We start from the raw sequence: 20,578 nt of genomic DNA, 5'->3' as shown, positions 1-20,578 counted from the left end.
GGGAATTTATTCTATCGCGCGGGCGAAATCCAAGCAGGTCAAAGCTATGAAATCCGGTCCATATGGGCAAAAATCAGCAAAAGCCGAAAAAAGCGGCGCGAACCGTGTGGATTCGCGCCGCTTGTGTCATTGCCAGTACGGAAATCAGGCTTCGCCGAACACCCTGCGGAAAATCGTATCCACATGCTTGGTGTGGTAACCGAGATCGAATTTCTCGCGGATTTCTTCCTCGGTGAGAGCGGCGCGCACTTCTGCGTCGCCGAGCAGTTCCTCAAGGAAATCGGCGCCTTTCTCCCACACCTTCATCGCGTTGCGCTGCACGAGGCGATAGGAATCCTCGCGCGACACGCCGGCCTGCGTCAGCGCCAGCAGCACGCGCTGGCTCATCACCAGACCGCGGAACTTGTTCATGTTGCGGAGCATGTTGTCCGGATAGATCACCAGTTTCTCGACGACGCCGGCCAGACGGTTGAGCGCGAAATCGAGGGTGATCGTCGTATCTGGGCCAATGGCGCGCTCAACGCTCGAATGGCTGATGTCGCGCTCATGCCAGAGCGCCACGTTTTCGAGCGCCGGCACGACCGACATGCGCACAAGGCGGGCAAGGCCGGTGAGGTTTTCCGTGAGCACAGGATTGCGCTTGTGCGGCATGGCCGACGAGCCCTTCTGGCCCGGCGAGAAGAATTCTTCCGCTTCCAGCACTTCGGTGCGCTGCATGTGGCGGATTTCGATCGCGACGTTTTCGATCGAGGAGGCGATGACGCCGAGCGTAGCGAAGAACATCGCGTGACGGTCGCGCGGGATGACCTGGGTCGACACCGGCTCGGCGGCGAGACCGAGCTGTTCGCAGACATATTCCTCCACCGACGGATCGATATTGGCGAATGTGCCGACGGCGCCGGAGATCGCGCCGGTCGCGATCTCCGTGCGGGCGGCGACGAGACGGGCGCGATTGCGGTGCATTTCAGCATAGAAGCGGGCGAAGGTCAGGCCCATCGTGGTCGGCTCGGCGTGGATGCCGTGGCTGCGGCCTATGCGGACCGAGTCCTTGTGTTCGAAGGCGCGGGTCTTGAGCGCCGTGAGCAGGCGGTCCATGTCGGCGAGCAACAGATCGGCGGCGCGCACGAGCTGAATGTTCAGCGTCGTGTCGAGCACGTCTGACGAGGTCATGCCCTGATGGACGAAACGGCTGTCGGGACCGATGAATTCGGCGAGATGGGTCAGGAAGGCGATGACGTCATGCTTGGTGACGGCCTCGATCTCGTCGATACGCGCGACGTCGAATTCCGCCGCCGAGCCTTTTTCCCAGATCGTCTTTGCGGCATCCTGCGGGATCACGCCGATATTGGCCAATGCCGTGCAGGCATGCGCCTCGATCTCGAACCAGATGCGGAACTTGGTTTCCGGCGACCAGATGGCGACCATTTCGGGGCGGGAGTAACGCGGGATCATCGGCGGTTTTCCTTGCGGCGCTTGGGGTTGCGGCCCGTCTAACAAATGCGGCCGCCCGCATCAATGCGATGAGCGGCCAAACCACAGGCCGAAACCCAGGAAAATCGTCGCTCCGGGCAGTCCATAGATGGAAAAGGAGATCACGGTGAACTGATAGGCGGCGCTCAGCGTGGTGAAGGCGAACTGGAAACCCCAGATCAGCGTGAAGGCGGGCGCATGCCAATGCGCGTAAAAGAACCTGTATTCAAGCGCAAACAGCGCGGCGAGCGCCAGATGCGTGGCGAGCGCGATGATCACAGTCGCGCCCATGCTCCGCGCGATCGCCTGACGGGCGCCGAACAGCAGCCGCGACAGCCAGAGCGCCGGCGCGAAACCGAGCGCGCCGCCGAGAAAGAACATCACCAGAACCGCAGGCCATTGCGGCATCAGGAATTGATTTCGGTCATTGAGATCGATCGCGGCGACCAGCGCTATCAGCGCGCCGAAAAGGGTCGAGCCCAGAAGAACGGTAAGCGGCGCGGGCGCCGCGTCCGCGATCCGCGCCAGCGCGGCGCTCAGTCGCCCGCGCGCTATCGTCATGGCGCGTCCAGATGGATTGGAACGGCGATCCATCTGATGTCGTCGCCCTCAAATCCCTGGCTGGAGGCCTGGATCATGGCGACAGCGGCAACAGCATTCGCGCCGCCAGTGACGACAGCGCCGACGCGATAGCCTGTCGGGCATTTGCGGCTGGGCGGCACGGCGGCGTCCTCATAGAGCAATCGGTCGACCGGCGCGCCATTCGCCTCGACCAACTTCAGCATGAAGCCGTTGAAGCCGTTGCTGGCGTTCAGGCAGTCCTTGGTGGCCGGAAACGGCTTGCTCTGGATGGCGATGGCGTAGGGCCGCGCCACATTGGGGGCTTGCGGATAGCGGTTGAACCGGACGGCGTCTCCGGATGCTCCAAGATCGGCCGCCGCCCGATAGGCGGCGAACGCGCCAGGGTCGGAATCAACACCGTAACGGGCAATCAGGCTGCGCGCCTTCTCCCACGCCCTCAGCCTCGCATCCTTGATCGGCGCCTCGCGCTCGATGGTGACCCGCACCGGCGCGCCGGGGGCGAATTTATCCAGCGCCAGATCGACGACAAAGATGTTGGAATAGGGAAACCCCGAGCCATCCTGCACCCCGAATTCCTCGAAGGCGAACATCCGGGCATCGGCGGAAAATCCGATCACCCGCATTTCCGCCGCATCGCCCGCCTGCGCGGCCTGACCCATAAATAGGCCCGCGCCGCAAGCGAGAGACAGGAGGAAAGCTCGGAGACGGCGGCTCATCCGCGCGCCTTTTCGGCGGCAGCGCGGATAGCGGCGATATTGGCGCGATAGGCCTCGACGTCGTCGCCCTTGTAGACGGCGGAGCCCGCAACGAGCACATTGACGCCCGCCGCTGCCGGAATGCCGGCGGTTTCGGCGGTGATGCCGCCATCGACTTCGAGCTCGATCGGCCGGTCGCCGATCAACTTGTGGATGCGGGCGATCTTCTCGGTCACTGCGGGAATGTATTTCTGTCCGCCGAAGCCGGGATTGACGCTCATCACCAGAATGAGATCGACCTGGTCGATCACATAGTCGAGCACGCTTTCCGGCGTGGCCGGGTTGATCGACACGCCGGCTTTCTTGCCCAGCGCCCGGATCGCCTGTAGCGAGCGATGCAGATGCGGGCCGGCTTCGGCATGTACGGTGATGATGTCGGCGCCGGCTTTGGCGAATGCTTCGAGATAGGGATCGGCCGGCGCGATCATCAGATGGCAGTCGAACACGGCGTCGGTCAGCGGCCTGAGCGCCTTCACGACGTCTGGCCCAAAAGAGATGTTGGGGACGAAATGGCCGTCCATGATGTCGAGATGGATCCAGTCCGCGCCGGCCGTCACCGCATCGGTCACATCCTGTCCCAGCCGCGCAAAATTGGCGGCGAGAATTGAAGGGGCGATCCGGATCGGTCTGTGCATCTGCGCGTCTCCCATGACAGTCTAGAGTATTTCAAGCAAAGGTGCGAAACGGTCTTGCGGCCTGATTTGCGTCAAAATCCTAAGCGGAGACGACGCCGGCAAGGAGACCATCGTCGCCGTCCTTCGCCGAGGCCATATCACCGCCCTTGAATCGCTGCAATGCGGCCTCAGCCTCGGTGTTCGATTTCGACGGCGCCGAACACCCGCTCGACATTGGCCTTCAGGATCGTGTCGACGTCGCTCATCATCACCAATTGGCCGAGATCGACGAGACTGGTCACGCCGTAATGAGAGATGCCGCAGGGCACGATGCCGCCGAAATGATCGAGCTCGGGATCGACATTCAGCGAGACGCCGTGAAAGCTGACCCACTTTCTCAAACGGATGCCGATTGCGGCGATCTTGTCTTCAGTCATCGAGCCGTCCGGCAGGCGAGGGCGCTCTGGGCGCTGCACCCAGACGCCGACGCGATCCTCGCGCCGTTCGCCGCGAATATTCATGTCCGCGAGGGTTCCGATCACCACCTCTTCCAGCGCGGCGACGAAGGCGCGCACATCCTGCCGGCGGCGTTTCAGATCCAGCATGACATAGACGACCCGCTGGCCGGGGCCATGATAGGTGTATTCGCCGCCACGCCCGGTCGCGAAGACCGGAAAGCGATCCGGCGCCAGCAGATCCTTGGCGTCGGCGCTGGTGCCGGCGGTGTAGAGCGGCGGATGTTCGAGCAGCCAAATCAGTTCGTCCGCTTCGCCGGCGGCGATTCTCGCGACCTGCGATTCCATTTCCGCCAATGCGTCGGGATAGCTCACGAGCCCCTCGGAAATGCGCCAACGCACTGGGTTTCCAGCCTCTACGGGCCACATGGACTGGGAAAGCTCGGCGCGCTGCATGGCGAAATAATCCTCGAATGCTATATTCCGCCTATGTGGGGAAAATTATCCACAAAGGCAAGTCGCCCAGCGCAAGCCCGAGAGTTGCACCAGTTTGCGGCGGCGTCGAAAAATATCGTCAAAAAACTTTCACACCGCTCTTGTGCGGCCGGAATCCATTTGCTAGATGCTCCCTCGCCGGCGGAAGTCGGCGCTCTACCACGATGCGGTCGTGGCGGAATTGGTAGACGCGCAGCGTTGAGGTCGCTGTGGGGCAACCCGTGGAAGTTCGAGTCTTCTCGACCGCACCAATCAAAAAAGCCTGCCTTTCGAGGCGGGCTTTTTTGCATTTTGAGCCTGATGATCATCAAAGCCTCATCAAAATCTACGTGTTGATTTAGCTGAGAATTTGCTAAGGGATAGCTTTGAAGGATTTGTGGTTGCACCGCATTCCAAGGGCAAAGCGACATGTGGACAGACGGAGCCTGGTATGAACGTCGTCTGATCGGATTGCACCGTCTGACGAAGGACGTGCAGCGCATTCCCGGATTTGGCTATGCTCTTGCCGTCACGGCATTTGGCCTCGCATTTCTCCTGCGACATGCATCAGATCACTATTTGCCCGCCGGGTTTCCATTCCTTACATTTTTCCCAGCGGTGATCCTGTCGAGTGTTTTCGGCGGGGCGCGGGCGGGTGTCTTATGCGCCGTGCTCTCGCTGCTCGCCGCCTGGCGCTTTTTTATTGCGCCCGAGAATGAGTTTGGCGTCAATGGGCCCGTAATCCTCGCCTTGGCGTATTTCGCTCTGGTCGCGACGATCGATATCGCCATCATCGCCTGGTTGAACAAGACCATCGCGGCGCTAGAGGTCGAAAAGGAGCGCAGCCGCGCCCTTGCCGAAGAACGGCTCGGTCTGGCCCGACATCAGCGCTCATTGTTCCAGGAGCTTCAGCACCGCACGGCCAACAATCTGGCCATGGTGGCGTCGTTGCTGTCGATCACCCAGCGTAAACTGAAACACATTCCCGAGGCAGTCGATGTGCTGCAGGACGCTCGGCTCAGAATCGATCAGATGTCGCGCGTCCACCGGAGGCTTTATGATCCATCGACCGACGCTGTGCGGCTCGATCGCTATTTTCGGGAATTGTGCGAGGATCTTCTGACCACGGGCGGCGTGAGCGATTACGATCTCGCGGTGGATTGCGATCCCATCGAGCTGAGTGTCCAGCAGTTGACCAATCTGTCGATGATTGTGCTGGAAGCGCTGATGAATTCGTTGAAACATGCCGACAGCGCCGCCAGCAGGCTGAGCCTTTCTCTCCATTTCAAGCGGCAGGAGGATGGCGCCGCTGTCCTTGAGGTGCAGGACAATGGCGGCGGTTATCCCGACAATTTCGATCCTTCGACGAGCCGCCAGCTTGGTTTTCGTCTGATTCAGTCCTTTGCGGAAGGACTGCGCGGCGAAGCCCGTTTTTTCAACAGAAACGGCGCCGTGGTTTCGGTCATGTTCAAGCCTTGCAGCGAAAATCACTCTTTCGAGTGAGACAGCTCAAAATTTAACGGAAGAGAAAGCGCCGTTTCAACATTCGGGCGTCTACTTGTGGGCGAACGTCTTGATGTGGAGCGCCCATGCCCCTTTCGCCATCCTCGATCCTGTTGCTTGCTCTGAATGTCGGAATTCTGTGGCTGCTGATGGCCGCGCCGCTCGGCCGCCGAAGCATCGTCATGCGCCGGACATTCAACGCCGCGCCGGAGCAGGTCTGGGCAATGGTGCATCCACTCGGCGAGCACGCGACCTGGTCTCCGAAAATCCTCGACAGTCGCGCCGGCGAAGGGGACGGATGCGTGCTCCAGACCATGAGTCATCACGATCGCCGAGGCGAGCCGATCCGGCGAAAGCTCGCTATCGAGAGTGTTCACCCCGGCGAGAAACTCGCCTTCGCGTCGCGCGTGATCGAGGATTCTGCCCTGGATCCCGTGTTCTGGTCGCATTATTCGGAGAAGCGCAGCGTGCGCGGCGCCACGGACAAGGCGGAACTCACGGTCGAAGTGGTCGATCGCTATCGCGGCCTGGCGTTTTTTCTCTATCGCGTCATCATGCTTCGCCGGGAGATGCGCGAAATCGAAACATGGCTGAGAACAGGGGAGGCCGGACAATCCGGCGTGATGGAGCGCCCCTTGACGCAAGTTGCGCTAGCCATTTTGTCGACGCTTCTGCTCTGGCCATTCTTTGGATTGAAGGGGCATGGCCTCATCCTGTCGACCATCCTGACCGTGACCATCGTCCTGCACGAATTCGGTCACATGGCCGCCTATCGCGCCTTCGGGCATCAGCGGGTGCGGATGATTTTCATCCCGCTTTTAGGAGGGGTGGCAGTGGGCGGCAGGCCTTACAACTCCAAAATGGAAGTGGCGGTTTGCGCCTTGATGGGCGCGGGTTTCTCGGCGTTTCTGGTTCCGATCGGCGTTGCGGCCCATGGCGCGATTTCAGGGTCGGATCCCGTCGCCGCCGATTTCATCTTGCTGTTCATGCTCGTCCTGGGCGCCTTCAATATGCTCAACCTCTTGCCGATGTCGCGCTTTGATGGCGGGCAGGTGATCCGGCAGGTGTTTCCGACCCGGGATGGGCTGATGGGCGCGACGTTTCTGGTCACCGCAGCGGTGGTGTGGATCGGCTGGCGCATCGGCATTCCGCTGCAGGCGCTGTATGGCGGGCTGGCGGTGATGCTGGCCCTGAGCTTTCTGACCCAGGGCAAATCGAATGTGAAATCGCGCCATGAGCTCGACGAGATGGCTCCCGCCGAGCGCATGCTGGTTGGCTTCGGCTATTACGCCGCGCTCGGCATTCATGGCCATGCGCTGATTTTCGCCAGCGACCGCCTGTTCGGATGATCCGTTCAGAAGGAGAAGACGCCCGCCACCGGCACATGGTCGGACGGCTTGTCCCAGTCGCGCACATATTTTTCGACGCTGGTCGACTGCAGTCGATCGGCGGCTTCCGGCGATAGCAGCAGATGGTCGATGCGGATGCCCCAATTCTTCTGCCAACTGCCGGCCTGGTAATCCCAGAAAGTGTAGAGCGGCGCTACGTCGGAGGTCGCCCGCACAGCGTCCGTCAGGCCGAGATTTTCCAGCCTACGGAACGCCTGCCGGGTCGCCGGCAGGAACAGGGCGTCATTCTCCCAGACCTTCGGGTCCCAGCAGTCATGCGGTTCGGGTATGACATTGTAGTCGCCAGCCAGGATGAACGGCTCTTCAAGCGCCAGCCGCGCCTGCGCATGGGCTTCCAGCCGCTGCATCCAGCCGAGCTTATAGGGATATTTGACCGGGTCCGCGGAGGGATTGCCGTTTGGCAGATAGAGGCAGCCCACTCGCACGACCCCGCCTTCGACCGAGAAAACGCCTTCTATGTACCGCGATTGCTCGTCGGTCTCATCGCCCGGCAGGCCGCGCAGCACGTCTTCGGGCCGCAACTTGGAGAGAAGCGCCACGCCGTTGAAGCCTTTCTGGCCATGGGTCTCGACATGATAGCCGAGCGCTTCGATCTCGCCGCGCGGGAAGGCGTCGTCCTGGCACTTGATTTCCTGCAGGCAGACGATATCGGGCGCAGACTCCTTGAGCCAGGCCAGGAGATTGTCGATGCGCGCGCGAACGCCGTTGATGTTCCAGGTGGCGATTTTCATGCGGGTCTTCCTCGGCGCTCGATCTCTCGGAGGGTTTGTCTAACCTTTTCCGGCATGTGTCGCCAGATCCTGAATCAATCGCCCAACAGCCTCAGATGGCGAAACTCGTTCCGCATCCGCAGCTTGCCACCGCGTTCGGATTCTTGATCTGAAAACTCTGGCCCATCAGATTATCGACAAAGTCGATTTCCGAACCGTCCATATAAATGACTGACATCGAATCGATCAGCACTTTGGCGTTGTTCTTCTCGATGACGAGATCGTCGTCTCCCTGATCAGCGACCAGGTCGAATTTGTAGGAAAAGCCCGAACAGCCGCCGCCTTCGACCGAAACGCGCAACGCGGTCTTGGCGGGGTCCTTGGCGACGATGGCGGCAATGCGGCGCGCTGCCGCGTCGGTGAGTGAAATCATGTTGCTCATGCTGGTCTTCCTCTCCAATCGGGGTCAAGGTCCGTTGGGTCAGTTGATGATACGTCAAAAGAGAAGCTTCGGGCAATGTCCTGCTTCTATTGACTGGAAGCACTAGGTAAGTAGGAGGCGGACAGGCGTCAATGGGAATGGAGTTCATGACGATAGACAGGCAGGCTCTCGGTTTCGGCGTCGGCGCGCACGCGCCCTATGCCGCGGACGCCTGGAAGACGCGCGGACGATTGTTTGAGGAAGGCGGCAGCCCGACGCGATCCGATTTCCAGCGTGACCGCGACCGCATCGTCCACACCACTGCCTTCAGGCGTTTGAAGCACAAGACGCAGGTGTTCATCGCCCATGACGGCGATCACTATCGCACCCGCCTGACCCATACGATCGAGGTGGCGCAGATCGCCCGGGCTCTGGCGCGCGCGCTGCGACTTGACGAAGATCTCGCCGAGGGCGTCGCGCTCGTGCACGATTTCGGCCACACGCCCTTCGGTCACACGGGCGAGGATGCCCTGCATGCGGCGCTCGAACCCTATGGCGGCTTTGACCACAACGCCCAGTCGCTGCGCATCGTCACCAAGCTGGAACGCCGTTACGCGGAATTCGACGGGCTGAACCTGACCTGGGAAAGCCTCGAAGGACTGGTCAAGCATAACGGGCCGCTTGTCGACGGCAAGGGAGAGGGGACGCGCGGAGCCGTGCCGCAGCCGATCCTCGATTATTGCGCGCTGCATGACCTCGAGCTCTTCAACCACGCCAGTCTGGAAGCGCAGGTCGCGGCGATCGCCGACGACATTGCGTACAACACCCATGATATTGATGACGGCCTGCGTTCAGGCTACCTGACCTTCGACATGCTCGATGAGGTGCCGTTCCTGGCCGGTCTGATGCGCGAGGTGCGCGACCGCTATCCCGGGCTGGAGGACAGCCGGCTCACCCATGAGATCATGCGACGCCAGATCACCCATATGGTCGAGGACGTCATCAGCGTGACGCAGCAGCGCCTCAAGGAGATCAAGCCGCAGTCGGCCGACGATATTCGCAGTGCGGGCCTGACCTTTGCCAGCTTTTCCGATGAGATGGCGGTCACCGACAGGCAGATCAAGAAGCTGCTGTTCACGCATATCTACCGGCATCCTGAGATCATGCGCATTCGCGCCGGCGCAGCCGAGATCGTCACCGATCTCTATTCCGCTTTCATGGCGGCGCCCAAGGAAATGCAAAGCCATTATTGGTACGACCAGATCGAGACCATGCCGGAACATGTCAAGGCGCGTCATGTCGGCGATTATCTGGCCGGCATGACCGACAATTACGCCATTGCCGCCCACAGGCGTTTGTTTGACCGGACACCCGATTTGCGATAGGGCAGCCCGCGAAATGGCTGAGACGGCGGCTGCAACGGCGACCGCCGCCGAAAGGATATGCGATGAACCTGTTTGCGGAATTCGAAACCCGGATCAAATCCATCCTGACCGACAAGGTCATTCCGGAGGACAAGCGCGGCGCTGATTTGAGCCGCGTCGTCGTCGAACCGCCGCGCGACGCCTCACATGGCGATCTCGCCACCAACGCCGCCATGGTGCTGTCCAAGCCGATGGGCATGGCGCCGCGCGCGCTGGCCGAGGAGATCATTAAGCATCTCAAGGAAGACGCTGATGTGGCCGAAGTGTCGGTCGCCGGCCCCGGCTTCATCAATATCCGCCTCTCAGGCGCTTATTGGAGCCGCTTTCTCGCCGGCGTGATCGTGGCGGGCGAAGCCTATGGCCGCTCCACCATCGGCGGCGGACGCAAGGTCAATGTCGAATATGTCTCCGCCAATCCGACCGGACCGATGCATGTCGGCCATTGCCGCAACGCCGTGGTTGGCGATTCGCTCGCCAATGTGCTGATCGCGGCGGGTTATGACGTCACCAAGGAATATTACATCAACGACGCAGGCTCGCAGATCGACACGCTGGCGCGCTCGGTGTTCCTGCGCTATCGCGAGGCGCTCGGCGAGAAGATCGGCGAGATCCCCGAAGGGCTATATCCCGGCGACTACCTCGTGCCGGTCGGCCATGCGCTCAAGGATGAGTTCGGCTCCAAGCTGCGCGGCATGACCGAGGCCGAATGGATGCCGATCATCCGGGATCGCGCCATCGACGCGATGATGGCGATGATCCGCGACGATCTCGCCATGCTCAAGGTGCATCACGACGTGTTCTTCTCGGAGCGCTCGCTGCATGCCGATGGCGGCGCGCTGATCCAGAGCGCGATCAACGACCTGACCTATAAGGGCCATGTCTATCGCGGATCGCTGCCGCCGCCGAAGGGGCAGACGCCCGAGGATTGGGAGGATCGCGAGCAGGTGCTGTTCCGCTCCACCGATGTCGGCGACGACATGGACCGGGCGCTGATGAAGTCCGATGGCTCCTACACCTATTTCGCAGCCGACGTGGCCTATTTCAAAAACAAATACGATCGCGGCTTCAGCGAAATGGTCTATGTGCTTGGCGCGGACCATGGCGGCTACGTCAAGCGTCTCGAAGCGGTGGCGCGCGCCGTGTCCGAGGGCAAGGCGAAGTTGACCGTGCTGCTCTATCAGCTGATCAACCTCTACAAGGACGGCGAGCCGTTCAAGATGTCCAAACGTTCCGGCAATTTCGTGACGCTGCGCGATGTCGTGGACGAGGTCGGCTCCGATGCCGTCCGCTTCATGATGATCTATCGCAAGAGCACCGAACAGCTGGATTTCGATTTCGCCAAGGTGACGGAGCAGTCCAGCAACAATCCGGTCTTTTATGTGCAATATGCGCATGCGCGTTGCGCTTCGGTGTTGCGCCAGGCGCTCGAAGCCTTTCCGGATCTCGATATCAGCGCCGAAACGCTCTCGGAAGCGGCGAAAAAGCTGATCACAGATCCGAACGAGTTGCAGCTTGTCGCCAAACTGGCAGAATATCCGAGATTGATCGAATCAGCCGCCTCCGCGATGGAGCCGCACCGCCTGCCTTACTACCTCTATGATCTGGCGGGTGTCTTCAGCGCGCATTACAACAAAGGTCGTGACAATCCGGAGTTACGGTTTGTTAAGGCTAACGATAGAGAATTGACGCAGGCCAGGCTTGGGTTGGTGCGCGCCGTTGCTGCTGTTCTGAAATCCGGATTGTCCATTGTCGGCACATCCGCGCCGGATGAGATGTAACGGAAGTCACCATTTGCCCACAATGCTCTGGCATGTCCTGTGTGAGATGCGTGATCGAGTGGTGAAATGGCAGATAACCAGCGGGTGCTGAAGAAAAACGCCGACGGCGGCTTCCTTTCGGAAGACGATCCGTTGTCCGAGCTTGCCCGGATCGTCAATTTCGACCTTCCCGTTACCCCGAGTCGCGCGCGGATTTCGACGCCTCGACGCGAGCCGGAATTCAATCTCGAAGACGAACTCCTCAAGGAGCTCGAACAATACGAGATCGGTGAAGACGCGTCCGCTGCCTCCATTTCCCGCCCACCAGCGATTGCCCCGGCTGTCGATGGCGACGTCCGTTTCGCCGCGACTCCGGTGGCTGAGGCGCCTTTGGTTCAGGCGTTCGACCCGTTTGTCGAGGAAGAGCCGGTCGCCTATGCGCCGGTGGAGCCAGCGCCGTCCGTTGCGCGCTCCGCGTCCGCTCAGGCCTTTGTCGCATCACCCGCCGAACCGGTTTTCCAAGCCCAGACGCAGCCGCGAATCGACCCTGTCGGTCGGTCGCTGTTTGATCTCGAGGAAGAGATCATGCAGGAATTCGCAGCGTTCGACGCCCGAAGGGATGGCGCGATCGCCGCGCCCTCAGCGCCCTTCGTTGAGCCAGTCCTGGTTCGTCGCGAACCGGAACTCCCCGTTTACGAAGTTGCGCCGCAGCCCGAGCCCGTCGATCTTCCGGTCGATGCGGCTCTCGATGCCGACGTCTGGCGTCTGGACGAGAGCGATTTCGTCGATGTCGAGGGTGATCTCGATATTGACGCCGAGCCAGAGGCAGAGCCGCATTACGAGGAAGCGCAAGATCTCGTCGAGGACGAATGGGACGATGCGGCGGATTTCCCTGCCGATACGCTCGTTGCGGCGCTTGAGGATGAACTGCATCGTTCAATGGCCGATGCGGTCGATTTCGCCGATCTGGATGACGCGGAGCCTGCCGCGATAGCCCAGGCGGAACCAGATCTGGCGAGCTGGCCCAAACCTTCGATCGAACCGTCGTCTTTGGATGACGACGCCTTCTGGCGTCAGCCGCTGCAGGCAGAGCCGGTCGCTGTGGTCGAGCCCGTTGCGAATGTCCAGCCTTCCACGGCCGACGCCATGGCGCTTGATCGCCTCCTCTCCGACGTCGAACGCTACCCTGTCGTCACCCGCACTGGATGGTCGCGCTCGACCGCGTTCGGCGTTGCCGCCGAACATGTCGATCCCCGGGCGGCGGAAACGTCCTCGCAGCGCGCGCCTGAGCCGGTTCCAGCCGCCCCCGTCGCTGCTCCGACCTTGGAGGCGTCTGTCGGCCGTAGCCGCGACGCGTTCGTCGAATCGGGTGACGAGGACGACTTTCCGTTCTTCTCCGACGCCGAACTCTTCGACGAGAACGCTTTCGAACTGGATCTTCGTGAAATCGAACTCGACTTGCTCGACGTGATGGACGATGCGCCGGCCGCCAAACCCGCCGCCGCCGCCATCTCCCCCAAGCCGATCGACGATTCCTATCCCGCCGTGGAGAATATCGCGGCGCCCGTTCGCCACGCCTCCGTGGTGGTTGACGCTTCTCCGGTCAAGGCGGGGAGCGCTGATTACGCCTCTCTGCCTTTCGACCCCTCGCAGATCTCGGTCGAGGAGGATGTTCTGGAAGCTCTGGCCGAGATCGATGTGCCGGAACTTCCGGTGGTCGATCAGGAGCCTGGTTCGACGGATCCCGCCGACTACGATCTCGATATCGACGCCGACATGGCGGAGTTCTTCGCTGCGCGTCCGGAACCAGCCGCAGCGACGTTGCCTAATCGCACGGCTTCGCGAGCCGATAGCGGTCTTGCCGCTCCGGCTGCCGCTGCCGACAAGGCGACCGGTGATTTCGACGAATTCGAGAAGGCGCTGGAGGAAGATTTCCGCCGGTCGCTGTCGGAGAATCGCGCCACCGTAAATCTCGATCGCGTCGCGCTGTCGCCTGTGGATCTCGAAGAGACGCGGGAAGATCGCGGCCGCTCAAAGCGCGTTCTTGTGCTCGCCGCCTCGGTCGTCGGCGTTGTCATGCTGGGCGGCGCGGGCGTCTACGCCTTCATGGGCGGCGCAGATGGGCTGGTGGCTTCTTCTGGCGAACCGAAGGTCATTCTCGCCGACAAGGACCCAATGAAGGTTGCGCCCGTGAACCCTGGCGGCCAGAAAGTGCCGAATCAGGACAAGGCGGTCTATGATCGGGTCTCGGGCGTCAGCACGGATGCAGCCAAGCAGCCGCGCCTCGTGACTTCGAACGAAGAGCCCGTCGATGTCGTCCAGAAGACGTTGTTGCCGGAAAATCTGCCGATGGACGACGAGCAGGACGCCATGGGCACGCCGACGCAAGACACGTCCGACGCCCGACTGCTGCCGGAAGGCGCGACGGAGAATGTTTCCACTTCGGAAAAGGTGGCGACCGGCGTCGCCCCGCGCAAAGTGCGCACGATGATCGTCCGTCCGGACGGCTCGCTGGTGCCGCGTGAGGAGATCGTGGAGCAGACTGCCGCCGCGTCGCCCGATGCGCCCGCCGTCGCGCCCCAGGCGACCGACGTTCCCGAGCGCCTGCCGCCGGATGACATTTCACGCACCATCGAACAGGCGTCCGCCGATCCGGCTGTCGGCCAGGAGCAGGCGGCGCAGCCAGTGGCGGACAATCAAACCGACGCCGCCGAAACAGCTGCGGAGGCGCCTGCGGCCAATGTCGACGCCGATCAGTCTGCCATCGCCGCCGTGGCGCAAGCCGAAGTGCCCGCCGCCGCCGCAACTGGCGTGGCGACGGCTGAAACGCCGCCAGCGGCTGCCGAGGAAACCGCGTCCGCGCCGCTCAATATGCCGGTCCCGACCAATCGTCCGGTGGAACAGCCCGTCAATGTCATTGGAGCCGTGACCGATCAGGGCCGCGTCACCGATGGCCAGCCCGCCGAAACCCAGACGGCGAGCGCCGAGCCGCAGACCGAAGCGCCCGCCGCACAGACGCCGACGCCCGCAGGGTCCTACGTGATCCAGATCGCGTCGCTGCCGAGCCAGTCCGACGCCGAAACCTCATACAAGCGTCTGTCGGCGAAATTCTCCGGCGTGATCGGCGGGCGTGGGGTGGACATCAAGCGCGCCCAGATCGCCAACAAGGGCACTTATTATCGCGTTCGCATTCCCGCCGGCTCGAAGCAGGACGCCCAGGAACTCTGCGCCCGCTACAAGGCCGCCGGCGGTTCCTGCCTTGTTTCCAAGTAAGTTTTCCGCTTAATCTGCGCGCGGCCGGGACATCTCGTTCCGGCCGCGCGTGTTTTCCAGCATGTCGCGCAAGCCCGCGCAGCGGTTTGCGATCACGGCGTCTGAAAAATCCACACGAGAGATCATTCATGACCGACGTCAATGCCGTTATCTTCGGGGCGAGCGGCCTCACACTCACTGAAGCTGAGCGCGCCTTCTATCGCGACGCCAATCCCTGGGGCTTCATCCTGTTCGCCCGCAACATCTCCGCCGACGCCGAGCAGATCAAGCGGCTGGTCGCGGATATGCGCGACAGCGTCGGCCGCAACGCGCCAGTGCTGATCGACCAGGAGGGCGGTCGCGTTCAGCGTATCCGTGAGCCGCTCTGCCCGCGTTACCCTTCCGGCCGCGATCTCGGCGATATCTGGCGGCAAGATGCGGAAAAGGGCGTTCGCGCCGCCTGGCTGATGTCACGGCTGCACGCCTTCGATCTCCTCAGGCTCGGCATCAATGTGGACTGCCTGCCAGTGCTGGATGTGCCGGTCGAAGGCGCAAACGACGTGATCGGCAACCGCGCTTACGGCAAGAATCCCGATATCGTCACCCAGATGGGCCGCGCCGCCGCCGAAGGTCTGAAAGCTGGCGGCATGCTGCCGGTGATGAAGCATATGCCCGGCCATGGTCGCGCCTTCGCCGATTCCCATCATGATCTGCCGGTGGTCGACACGCCGCTCGACGACTTGCGCGCCCATGATTTTCCGCCCTTCATGGCCATGACGAATGAGGTGATGGGCATGTCTGCCCATGTTGTGTTCACCGCCATCGATCCTGACAACCCCGCCACCACATCGCGCAAGGTGATCGAGGAGATCATCCGCGGCGAATTTGGTTTCGACGGTCTGCTGATCTCAGACGACAGCTCCATGAACGCGCTCAAGGGGACGCTGGGCGAACGCGCCCGCGCCATCGCCTCGAACGGCTGCGATGTCGTTCTGCACTGCAATGGCGTGATGTCGGAAATGCTGGAGGTGCAGGCCGAAGTGAAACTGCTCGCCGGAAAGTCCAGGGAGCGCGCCGAAAGAGCCGAAGCTGCCTTTACGGCCCCAGATGGCAGCAATGAGCCGGATCTACGCGCGGAATTCGCCGCCCTTCTTCCCTCGGCCTGAGGCGGGGCGATGACGGCGGGACCCGACGCGCAGGATCAGGCGCCTCTCGAAAAGCTCTGGGAGGATCGCCCCATAAGGATCGATGAGACCTTGCCGGTGGCGGAGGCCGAGCCTGCCCTCGTGATCGATGTCGGGGGATTCGAAGGGCCGCTCGACCTGCTTCTGCATCTCGCGCGCAATCAGAAGGTCGATCTCGCCCGCATTTCCGTGCTGGCTTTGGCCGAGCAATATCTCGACTTCATCGAAAGCGCCCGTCGTGTCAGGCTGGAATTGGCCGCCGATTATCTGGTGATGGCCGCCTGGCTCGCTTATCTCAAATCGCGTTTGCTGATCCCGCAGGCGCCGAAGGACGACGGCCCTTCAGGGGAAGAGCTGGCGGCCACGCTCGCCTATCGTCTGAGACGCCTGGAAGCGATCCGCGACGCCGCCATGCGGCTCGTCAATCGCAACAGGCTCGGCCGTGATTTCTTCGCCCGCGGCGCGCCGGAATTCATCCCCGATGAGCGCAAGTCGGCGTACGACGCCTCTCTCTATGATCTCCTGTCCGCCTACGCCAATCTCCGCCAGCGGCAGGCGATCACCAATGTCACCATCCAGAGACGCAAGGTCTGGTCGCTGGCCGACGCCCGGCTGATGCTGGCGCGCATTGTGGGCGCGCTGGACGACTGGACGGCGCTAGACACATTTTTGATCCGCTATGCGGCCGATCCCGAGGAGCGGGCCACCGCCATCGCCAGTTCGTTTGCCGCGACGCTGGAATTGATCCGCGAACGCCGCATCGAGGTGCGGCAGGAAGGGGCCTTCCAGCCGATTTTCATGCGGACGGGATCCAACCCGATCACCGACGCCGATCTCGAAGCCATGGAGGCGGGACGTGACTGACGCGATCGCTCCGGAAACCAAAGCTCTTCTGAGCGATATCTTGAATTCAGATGCGGCGCGGGCGGCCGAAGCGCTGATCTTCGCCTCCGCAAACCCGGTCTCGGAACATTACCTGTCCGAGCGCCTGCCACGCGGCGCCGATGTGCCGCGCATCCTCGCTGAACTCAGCCGATTTTACGCCGCGCGCGGCGTCAATCTCGTCAAGATCGACGGCTTCTGGGCCTTTCGCACCGCCGCCGATCTGTCCTTCGCTGTCCGCCAGGAAGGGCAGGAGCCGAAGAAACTGTCGCGCGCCGCGCTCGAAGTGCTGGCGATCATCGCCTATCACCAACCGGTGACGCGCGCGGAGATCGAGGATGTCAGGGGCGTTCAGACCTCCAAGGGCACGCTCGACGTGCTGCTGGAAGCGGGCTGGGTCAAGTTCCGGGGCCGCCGACGCACGCCGGGGCGGCCCGTGACTTTCGGCACGACGCGCGATTTCCTCGATCATTTCGGTCTTGAGGAAATCCGTGATCTTCCGGGCATCGAGGAGCTCAAGGCTGCGGGCCTGCTCACGGGGCGCATTCCGCCTGGGCTTTCCGCGCCAATTCCGAAGAGCGACGACGAGCTTGCCGGCGACGAAGATCCCATCACCCAGCTCGATCTCGAAGAACTCGGCCTCTTGACACCCGGGGGTGAAGCGGATGAATAGCGTCATCTTAAAATGAGCGGGCGCGATGTCCGCCGGGATAGACGCAATTGCCGAGCACAAATAGCCTGAAGGATGCGCAGAGTCCTCGCCGATCGGCCGGCGTGACCTTCGCCGCCGGCTTGAGCTTCGAAAACATCACCCACAGTTATGGCGACAAGCCGATCCTGTCGGATCTGTCGCTTACCGTGGAGCCGGGCGAGGTGCTCTGCCTTCTCGGCCCGTCTGGGTCAGGCAAGACGACATTGCTGCGCATCGCCGCCGGAATAGAGGCGCAAAGCGCGGGCCGGGTTCTCCTCAATGGCCGGGAGATCGCTGGCCCCGACGCCTTCCTGCCGCCCGAACGGCGCGGCGTTGGGCTGATGTTCCAGGACTTCGCGCTGTTTCCGCATATGACCATCGTCGACAATGTCCGCTATGGCCTGACGGCGCTGCCGAAGCCCGAGGCGCGGGCCGAAGCGCTGAATGCGCTGGAGCGTGTGGGGCTTGCCGACTATGCCGAAGATTACCCGCACCGGCTCTCCGGCGGGCAGCAGCAGCGCGTCGCCTTGGCGCGCGCGCTGGCGCCGCGTCCCGCCGTGCTGTTGATGGACGAGCCGTTTTCAGGCCTCGATTCCCGACTGAAGGATGCGATCCGCGCCGACACGCTGTCAATTCTCCGCGAGGCGAGGGTGACGGCGATCGTGGTGACCCATGACGCGGAAGAGGCCATGCGCATGGCCGACCGGATCGCGCTTCTCAAGGACGGCCGACTGGTGCAGGTCGGCCCTTCCGAAATTCTCTATCGCAACCCGGCCAATTTGTTCGCCGCATCGTTTTTTTCCGAGGTGAATCTGTTCGAGGGCGTGGTTTTGCGCGGGCAGGTGGAAACTCCGCTCGGCGCAATCGCCGCGCCCGATCTCGCCGACAACAAAACTGTGGATGTAGCGCTGCGTCTTTCCGGATTGAAAATCGCGGCCGAAGGCGAGGGGGCGGCGGCGCGCATCCTGTCACGCCGCTTTCTCGGCGTTGTTGACATGTTCACATTGGCCGTCGAAGGGCTCGATGAGCCTATCCGGGCGCGCATCCGGGCGGACGAAGTGCCGCATGGGCTACGGGATGTCGTTGTCTCGATGAACGAACGTGATACATTGGTGTTTGAAAAAGCCATAAAGACCGACTAAGTCTTGTTGGCACAAAACTGGGAGTGTGAGCATGGGTTCCTTTAGCGTATGGCACTGGCTGATTGTTCTGGCCGTGATCCTGATTTTCTTCGGCCGCGGCAAAATCCCCGAATTGATGGGCGATGTCGCCAAGGGCATCAAGAACTTCAAGAAGGGCATGGCCGAGGAAGAAACCGCCGACAAGACGCCGTCCGTGGATCACAAGGCCGACGAAGCGAAGTAACAGGGCGCCGGCAGGGGCGGCCCGAGCCGCTCCAGCCGCAGGATAATTATCATGCTGGAAGTCGGCTGGAGCGAGATCCTTGTCATCGCGCTCATTCTCATTATCGTGGTGGGTCCAAAGGATCTGCCGGGTATGCTCAGGACGTTCGGGCGGATGGCGACCCGCGTGCGCGGAATGGCCAATGAATTCCGTTCACAATTCGATGAGGCTCTGCGCGAGGCGGAACTCGACGATGTCCGCAAGGGATTGAGCGAAGTCAACAAGCTCAACCCGACCAACAGCCTTCGCGACGCGATCAACCCGATCCGCAAACTCGGCGAAGACATCAAGTCCGACCTGCGCAAGGCGACCGATCTGAAGGACGAGCCTTCTACGTCCGCTGGTGTGTCCGCAGTCGAAGAGAAGACGGACGCGGCCTTGCCGGCGTCCAATCCGGTTCTTGAACCGGTGGCGCAACTCGCGCCGACGCAAACCGAGCCGGAAGCGTTGAAGACGCCGCCGGTCGTCGTGCAGCCTGCGCCGCTTCCGGCTGTCGTCGAGCCCAAGCCTGTGCCCGCCGTGGTCGACGCCAAGCCGCTTGCGGTTGCCGCTGACGAGAAACCCAAGGCCAAGCGCACGACAAAGCCCAAGGCCGAAAAAGCCGATGGCGACGTCGAAAAGCCGGCGCGCGCACCGCGCAAGTCCACTGCCAAGGTCGCAAGCGAAACGCCGGACGCGCCGAAGACGCGGAAAAAGTCCGCCAAGAAATCCGATGAGACCGGTGACGCATGAGTGAAGAGATCCAGGACAAGCCGCAGCCGCTCATCGAGCATCTGATCGAACTGCGCCAGAGGCTGATCTGGGCCGTCGTCGCGTTTTTCGCGGCCTTTCTGGTCTGCTTCTACTTCGCCGAACAATTGTTCAATGCGCTGGTGGTGCCGTATCGTATTGCCGTCGATTGGTCGCATCTCGACCCCAGCACGACGGAGATGATTTACACTGCGCCGCAGGAATTCTTCTTCACCCAGATCAAGGTGGCGATGTTCGGCGCCATGGTGATCGCCTTTCCGGTCATCGCGACGCAGATCTACAAATTCGTGGCGCCCGGCCTCTATAAAAACGAACGCGCCGCCTTCATGCCGTTCCTCATCGCCTCGCCAGTGCTGTTCCTGTTGGGCGGCGCCATGGTGTATTTCCTGTTCACCCCGATGGTGATGTGGTTCTTCCTGTCGATGCAGCAAACGGGCGGCCAGGGGCAGATTGCGATTTCGCTGATGCCGAAAGTGTCGGAATATCTCAGCCTGATCATGACGCTGATCTTCTCCTTCGGCTTGGTGTTCCAGCTGCCGGTGGTGACATCGCTGCTGGTGCGCGTCGAACTGCTGAGCTCGAAGACGCTCGCCGAAAAGCGCAAATACGCCGTCGTCATCGCCTTCATCGTCGCCGCCGTGTTGACGCCGCCGGATCCGATCTCGCAGCTCGGTCTGGCGATCCCGACGATCATCCTCTATGAGGTCGCCATCTATGCGGCGCGGCTGATCGAGAAGTCCCGCAAACAGCGGATTTCGGACGAAAGCTCCGAGGGGTCCGCCTGATTTGACCGGCGAGCCGCGCTTGCGGCTTGTCTTTCCGCTCTCCGCGCGCCAAAACC

At 61.9% G+C, this 20,578-nt stretch carries 19 protein-coding genes and 1 tRNA gene; 13 read left to right on the top strand and 7 right to left on the bottom strand.

Going from position 1 to position 20,578, the window contains the following annotated elements:
* Nucleotides 1–144: 144 nt before the first annotated feature.
* The 5 genes from purB to lipB form a co-directional block, all read right to left on the bottom strand.
* The gene (gene purB, locus M2360_RS17455; RefSeq protein ID WP_280776542.1) at nt 145–1,452 is read right to left on the bottom strand and encodes an adenylosuccinate lyase; all 1,308 of its coding nucleotides are present in this window, start codon (nt 1,450–1,452) and stop codon (nt 145–147) included.
* Between the two features lie 60 nt (nt 1,453–1,512).
* A complete protein-coding gene (locus M2360_RS17450; protein ID WP_280776541.1) occupies nt 1,513–2,031 on the bottom strand; it encodes a hypothetical protein in 519 nt (172 codons plus the stop codon).
* Nucleotides 2,028–2,768: a DUF2259 domain-containing protein gene (locus M2360_RS17445; RefSeq protein ID WP_280776540.1), complete on the bottom strand. Its 741-nt coding sequence runs from the start codon at nt 2,766–2,768 to the stop codon at nt 2,028–2,030. Before M2360_RS17445 ends, M2360_RS17450 begins: the two co-directional genes overlap by 4 nt.
* A complete protein-coding gene (gene rpe, locus M2360_RS17440; RefSeq protein WP_280776539.1) occupies nt 2,765–3,442 on the bottom strand; it encodes a ribulose-phosphate 3-epimerase in 678 nt (225 codons plus the stop codon). Before rpe ends, M2360_RS17445 begins: the two co-directional genes overlap by 4 nt.
* A gap of 167 nt (nt 3,443–3,609) precedes the next feature.
* Nucleotides 3,610–4,332, bottom strand: coding sequence for a lipoyl(octanoyl) transferase LipB (lipB, locus tag M2360_RS17435; protein WP_280776538.1), 723 nt, complete (start codon nt 4,330–4,332; stop codon nt 3,610–3,612).
* Between the two features lie 205 nt (nt 4,333–4,537).
* Here lipB and M2360_RS17430 point away from each other — a divergent pair.
* From M2360_RS17430 to M2360_RS17420, 3 genes are all read left to right on the top strand, one after another.
* A tRNA-Leu gene (locus tag M2360_RS17430) sits at nt 4,538–4,622 on the top strand.
* A gap of 157 nt (nt 4,623–4,779) precedes the next feature.
* Complete coding sequence (locus M2360_RS17425; RefSeq protein WP_280776537.1) at nt 4,780–5,853, top strand: histidine kinase dimerization/phosphoacceptor domain -containing protein; 1,074 nt, start codon at nt 4,780–4,782, stop codon at nt 5,851–5,853.
* Between the two features lie 86 nt (nt 5,854–5,939).
* Nucleotides 5,940–7,202: a hypothetical protein gene (locus tag M2360_RS17420; RefSeq protein WP_280776536.1), complete on the top strand. Its 1,263-nt coding sequence runs from the start codon at nt 5,940–5,942 to the stop codon at nt 7,200–7,202.
* Nucleotides 7,203–7,207: 5 nt separating this feature from the next.
* Here M2360_RS17420 and xth read toward each other — a convergent pair whose 3' ends face one another.
* Together xth and erpA are read right to left on the bottom strand one after the other, a co-directional pair.
* Entirely contained in the window at nt 7,208–7,993 is a 786-nt protein-coding gene (gene xth / locus M2360_RS17415; protein ID WP_280776535.1) for an exodeoxyribonuclease III, read from the bottom strand.
* A 91-nt stretch (nt 7,994–8,084) separates the two neighbouring features.
* Nucleotides 8,085–8,414: an iron-sulfur cluster insertion protein ErpA gene (erpA, locus tag M2360_RS17410; RefSeq protein WP_280776534.1), complete on the bottom strand. Its 330-nt coding sequence runs from the start codon at nt 8,412–8,414 to the stop codon at nt 8,085–8,087.
* 146 nt (nt 8,415–8,560) lie between these two features.
* On the opposite strand from erpA, the gene M2360_RS17405 reads away from it, so the two are divergent.
* The 10 genes from M2360_RS17405 (at nt 8,561) to tatC (ending at nt 20,522) form a co-directional block, all read left to right on the top strand.
* Nucleotides 8,561–9,778, top strand: a complete 1,218-nt coding sequence (locus M2360_RS17405; RefSeq protein ID WP_280776533.1) for a deoxyguanosinetriphosphate triphosphohydrolase — start codon at nt 8,561–8,563, stop codon at nt 9,776–9,778.
* Between the two features lie 62 nt (nt 9,779–9,840).
* A complete protein-coding gene (gene argS, locus M2360_RS17400; protein WP_280776532.1) occupies nt 9,841–11,595 on the top strand; it encodes an arginine--tRNA ligase in 1,755 nt (584 codons plus the stop codon).
* Between the two features lie 66 nt (nt 11,596–11,661).
* Nucleotides 11,662–14,847, top strand: coding sequence for an SPOR domain-containing protein (locus tag M2360_RS17395; protein WP_280776531.1), 3,186 nt, complete (start codon nt 11,662–11,664; stop codon nt 14,845–14,847).
* A 128-nt stretch (nt 14,848–14,975) separates the two neighbouring features.
* Nucleotides 14,976–15,992, top strand: coding sequence for a beta-N-acetylhexosaminidase (gene nagZ, locus M2360_RS17390; RefSeq protein ID WP_280776530.1), 1,017 nt, complete (start codon nt 14,976–14,978; stop codon nt 15,990–15,992).
* Between the two features lie 9 nt (nt 15,993–16,001).
* Nucleotides 16,002–16,874, top strand: coding sequence for a ScpA family protein (locus tag M2360_RS17385; protein ID WP_280776529.1), 873 nt, complete (start codon nt 16,002–16,004; stop codon nt 16,872–16,874).
* Nucleotides 16,867–17,565 (top strand): SMC-Scp complex subunit ScpB, encoded by a 699-nt coding sequence (gene scpB / locus M2360_RS17380; RefSeq protein ID WP_280776528.1) that lies wholly within the window; start codon nt 16,867–16,869, stop codon nt 17,563–17,565. The genes M2360_RS17385 and scpB overlap by 8 nt, the downstream gene beginning before the upstream one ends.
* Nucleotides 17,566–17,612: 47 nt before the next feature.
* A complete protein-coding gene (locus tag M2360_RS17375) occupies nt 17,613–18,725 on the top strand; it encodes an ABC transporter ATP-binding protein (protein WP_280776527.1) in 1,113 nt (370 codons plus the stop codon).
* A 31-nt stretch (nt 18,726–18,756) separates the two neighbouring features.
* Entirely contained in the window at nt 18,757–18,948 is a 192-nt protein-coding gene (locus M2360_RS17370; RefSeq protein WP_280776526.1) for a twin-arginine translocase TatA/TatE family subunit, read from the top strand.
* 51 nt (nt 18,949–18,999) lie between these two features.
* Nucleotides 19,000–19,719: a Sec-independent protein translocase protein TatB gene (gene tatB, locus M2360_RS17365; protein WP_280776525.1), complete on the top strand. Its 720-nt coding sequence runs from the start codon at nt 19,000–19,002 to the stop codon at nt 19,717–19,719.
* On the top strand, nt 19,716–20,522 hold the full coding sequence (gene tatC, locus M2360_RS17360; RefSeq protein WP_280776524.1) for a twin-arginine translocase subunit TatC: 807 nt from the start codon (nt 19,716–19,718) through the stop codon (nt 20,520–20,522). The genes tatB and tatC overlap by 4 nt, the downstream gene beginning before the upstream one ends.
* The last annotated feature ends 56 nt before the right edge of the window (nt 20,523–20,578 follow it).

Source organism: Rhizobium sp. SG_E_25_P2 (genome assembly GCF_029892285.1).
GTDB lineage: Bacteria > Pseudomonadota > Alphaproteobacteria > Rhizobiales > Rhizobiaceae > Rhizobium_E.
Note: the sequence above shows the minus strand (reverse complement) of the source record. Positions and strands in the feature narration are given on the sequence as shown.

Coding starts and splice junctions, on each gene's coding strand:
- erpA (WP_280776534.1), bottom strand. CDS start 8,414: ATGAGCAACATGATTTCACTCACCGACGCGGCAGCGCGCCGCATTGCC.
- M2360_RS17450 (WP_280776541.1), bottom strand. CDS start 2,031: ATGACGATAGCGCGCGGGCGACTGAGCGCCGCGCTGGCGCGGATCGCG.
- M2360_RS17420 (WP_280776536.1), top strand. CDS start 5,940: ATGCCCCTTTCGCCATCCTCGATCCTGTTGCTTGCTCTGAATGTCGGA.
- lipB (WP_280776538.1), bottom strand. CDS start 4,332: ATGCAGCGCGCCGAGCTTTCCCAGTCCATGTGGCCCGTAGAGGCTGGA.
- xth (WP_280776535.1), bottom strand. CDS start 7,993: ATGAAAATCGCCACCTGGAACATCAACGGCGTTCGCGCGCGCATCGAC.
- argS (WP_280776532.1), top strand. CDS start 9,841: ATGAACCTGTTTGCGGAATTCGAAACCCGGATCAAATCCATCCTGACC.
- M2360_RS17405 (WP_280776533.1), top strand. CDS start 8,561: ATGACGATAGACAGGCAGGCTCTCGGTTTCGGCGTCGGCGCGCACGCG.
- M2360_RS17445 (WP_280776540.1), bottom strand. CDS start 2,768: ATGAGCCGCCGTCTCCGAGCTTTCCTCCTGTCTCTCGCTTGCGGCGCG.
- rpe (WP_280776539.1), bottom strand. CDS start 3,442: ATGCACAGACCGATCCGGATCGCCCCTTCAATTCTCGCCGCCAATTTT.
- tatB (WP_280776525.1), top strand. CDS start 19,000: ATGCTGGAAGTCGGCTGGAGCGAGATCCTTGTCATCGCGCTCATTCTC.
- M2360_RS17385 (WP_280776529.1), top strand. CDS start 16,002: ATGACGGCGGGACCCGACGCGCAGGATCAGGCGCCTCTCGAAAAGCTC.
- purB (WP_280776542.1), bottom strand. CDS start 1,452: ATGATCCCGCGTTACTCCCGCCCCGAAATGGTCGCCATCTGGTCGCCG.
- nagZ (WP_280776530.1), top strand. CDS start 14,976: ATGACCGACGTCAATGCCGTTATCTTCGGGGCGAGCGGCCTCACACTC.
- M2360_RS17370 (WP_280776526.1), top strand. CDS start 18,757: ATGGGTTCCTTTAGCGTATGGCACTGGCTGATTGTTCTGGCCGTGATC.
- M2360_RS17395 (WP_280776531.1), top strand. CDS start 11,662: ATGGCAGATAACCAGCGGGTGCTGAAGAAAAACGCCGACGGCGGCTTC.
- M2360_RS17425 (WP_280776537.1), top strand. CDS start 4,780: ATGTGGACAGACGGAGCCTGGTATGAACGTCGTCTGATCGGATTGCAC.
- tatC (WP_280776524.1), top strand. CDS start 19,716: ATGAGTGAAGAGATCCAGGACAAGCCGCAGCCGCTCATCGAGCATCTG.